We start from the raw sequence: 2,589 nt of genomic DNA on the forward strand, positions 1-2,589 counted from the left end.
GGACAGTTTGCCGTTAACGCCGAACGGGAAAATTGATACGAAATCTCTCCCGAAAATCGACAGTACACTGCAAACACCTGCAAGTTATATCGCGCCTCGTCATGCAACAGAGAGAAAACTTGTACAGATTTGGTCAAGCGTGTTAGGGATGAAGGAAACTTCAATTGGCGTCCACGATTCCTTCTTTGACTTAGGCGGGCACTCCATGAAAATTATGGAGGCATTGGCAAAAGGGCTGACAGAAGGATGGCATGTAACGGTTAAGGATTACTACGATCTGCAAACCATACAAAAAATCGCGCAAAAGATTGACCATGGTTCAAAAAAATACTTGCATTCCGATACATCTAGGCTGCAATTTCTCAAGCCTCCGAAGAAAGACATCGCTCATGCAACCTACGATCCTATCGGTAATGTATTGCTTACAGGGGTCACGGGTTACCTGGGCATACATTTACTTGCGGAGCTGCTGGATGGAACCAATAGCAGAGTATATTGTTTGATTCGGGGAAGAGACCCACGGAATCGATTGTTGGAACAGATTTCCTTTTACTTTCATGACAAGTTTGAAAAGTATAAAGTTATGCTAAGCAGCCGGGTTGTTATCGTAAAGGGGGATTTGTCTGAGAAACAATTCGGCCTAAGCGATGCTGAATATGCTCAACTTGACAGTACGATCAGTAGTGTCATCCATTCTGCCGCGTTGACCAAACACTTCGGTAATTACGCTGATTTTGAAAAAGCGAATGTAACAACGCTTGAAGAGCTTATATCGTTCGTAGGACGTAATAAAAGACTGCACTATATGTCCACGATGAGCGTATCAGGTCATATTACATTTGGGGAAGAGCAGCATGTATTTACCGAAAATGATTTTTACGTTCAACAAAATTATGAGGATAATGTGTATGTGAAAAGTAAATTTTGGGCGGAACATGCACTGTTCCAAGCGATCTCGAATGGGGTGGACGCTGCCATTTACCGGGTGGGCAATCTGACCAACCGGCACAGTGATGGGCAACATCAACATAATATCGCGGACAATGCATTTATGAGCCGCTTCAAATTTATGTTGCAACATGGGGTTGCATCGAACCAATTCATATCTAATGATATAGAGTTTACTCCTGTTGATGCGTGCAGCAGAGCCGTCGTTGCCTTAATAAAAGCAGATGCAAGCGCTGGGGAAAACTATGTTTTCCATTTGTACAATCATCACAAAGTTGGACTTGGCGAGGTCGTGCAATTGCTACACAAGTCGGGGCATGAGATTGCTTTGTTGGATGGTGCGGCGTTCCAGGATCTTATGCTTCGATTATCTCAGGATGATAAGCACATTCATGACATTCAAATGTTAATGGCAGCAGGAGAACAGCTTGAAGGCGATTATGCCATTGTCAAGCATGATTCGTTACAAACACAAATCGCCTTAAGCAAGGCCGGATTTTATTGGCCTAAAATTGATGCACTGTATATGCAAAAAATCGTGACCTACTTGCAAAATTCCGGATACTTACCAGTGAATGAGATGAGAAGCTTGATCCAGCACGTGTAGTGCTATGGCTGTGTAACTTGGGTTCGATCTCACATGATTCCAGGATTGACATGCTAACTGAGCATATATTTAACCTCGCAGCAGCTCCCTTGTGATTGGAGCCTTGCTAAACTCTCGTCAAGTAGACATCACTAAAGAAGCAGCCTTTAAGCAACCTTAGTTCGGTATTGAACCGGACTAAGGTTGTTTAGTTTCTTTTGAAAACGCTCGTTGTTATACAACTCGATATAATTAGAACATAGTTTAAAAACTCCTTCTACGTAGAAAATGACCCATACTCATTTAGGTATGCTTATTGTCTTTTCCATATTAATGCTTAAAATAGGTCTTGTACCATTTGCTATTTCGAGGAACATTTTGTCAACGAAATTCATCTGAGGGAAAAATAAAAATGAAAATAACATTTCGAAAATACGAAGTAAAACTTGGAAGCAGGACATATAAGGTGTTAATTCCGACACCTGAGATTGAGGATTTGTACGTAGTTAGTACAGATGCTACAGGAGCCGTTATTTTAGGTAATGAATGTAGCTTGGAAAAGTTCGAGAATATTTTAACGGTTGCTGCTACTAATAAAGATAGTATTATCTTTATACCTTCAAGAAAGAATGAATTAACCGAATATTTACACGATCGATGGTCAAACAAGGATAATGGGAATGATCTAGTATTATTACATCATACGATCCAGTTCAAAAAGAATGACTGGAAGGCGACGTCGGATGGTCTCTCAGCCTAGACTTCTATGATCGAGAACTCTGGAAAAGATGAACATCACCTAACAACTATTTACGCATCGGGCTAGAAAGGTTGAAAGAGATGGAAAAAATCAAAGCTATAAAAACCGAATTGGGTGAAATTCATGGAAGAGACGCGATTTTCCTTGATGATATTCAATTCAATTATCAAAAGAAAGAAGTTACATTAATTGGCGAGATAAGCGGAGGATTATGTACAGAATCAGATGATGATGAGTTTATTGGATATGAATTGTTATTCAAGAGAGTTTATTACTTTAATATGGTTGAGTTAGA

Annotated in this window: 3 protein-coding genes and 1 pseudogene; 3 read left to right on the forward strand and 1 reads right to left on the reverse strand. The window is 40.2% G+C overall.

Features of this window, described 5'->3' with window-relative positions:
- On the forward strand, window positions 1-1,555 hold a 1,555-nt coding region (locus BBG47_RS27635), incomplete at its 5' end, for an SDR family oxidoreductase (RefSeq protein WP_139070804.1).
- A gap of 146 nt (window positions 1,556-1,701) precedes the next feature.
- Here BBG47_RS27635 and BBG47_RS31340 read toward each other — a convergent pair.
- Window positions 1,702-1,824, reverse strand: a complete 123-nt coding sequence (locus BBG47_RS31340) for an IS3 family transposase (protein WP_083189644.1) — start codon at window positions 1,822-1,824, stop codon at window positions 1,702-1,704.
- Window positions 1,825-1,946: 122 nt separating this feature from the next.
- Between BBG47_RS31340 and BBG47_RS27640 the strand changes: the two genes are divergently transcribed.
- Together BBG47_RS27640 and BBG47_RS27645 are read left to right on the forward strand one after the other, a co-directional pair.
- Complete coding sequence (locus tag BBG47_RS27640; RefSeq protein ID WP_065294419.1) at window positions 1,947-2,294, forward strand: hypothetical protein; 348 nt, start codon at window positions 1,947-1,949, stop codon at window positions 2,292-2,294.
- Between the two features lie 80 nt (window positions 2,295-2,374).
- Window positions 2,375-2,589, forward strand: a pseudogene (locus tag BBG47_RS27645) (hypothetical protein); the annotation flags it as partial.

Origin of the sequence: Paenibacillus sp. KS1 (assembly GCF_001680695.1) — a bacterium.
GTDB classification, from domain to species: Bacteria; Bacillota; Bacilli; order Paenibacillales; family Paenibacillaceae; genus Paenibacillus_B; species Paenibacillus_B suaedae.

Bases quoted from the DNA above. Each gene is read 5' to 3' on its own strand.
- BBG47_RS27640 (WP_065294419.1), top strand. From the start codon at position 1,947: ATGAAAATAACATTTCGAAAATACGAAGTAAAACTTGGAAGCAGGACA.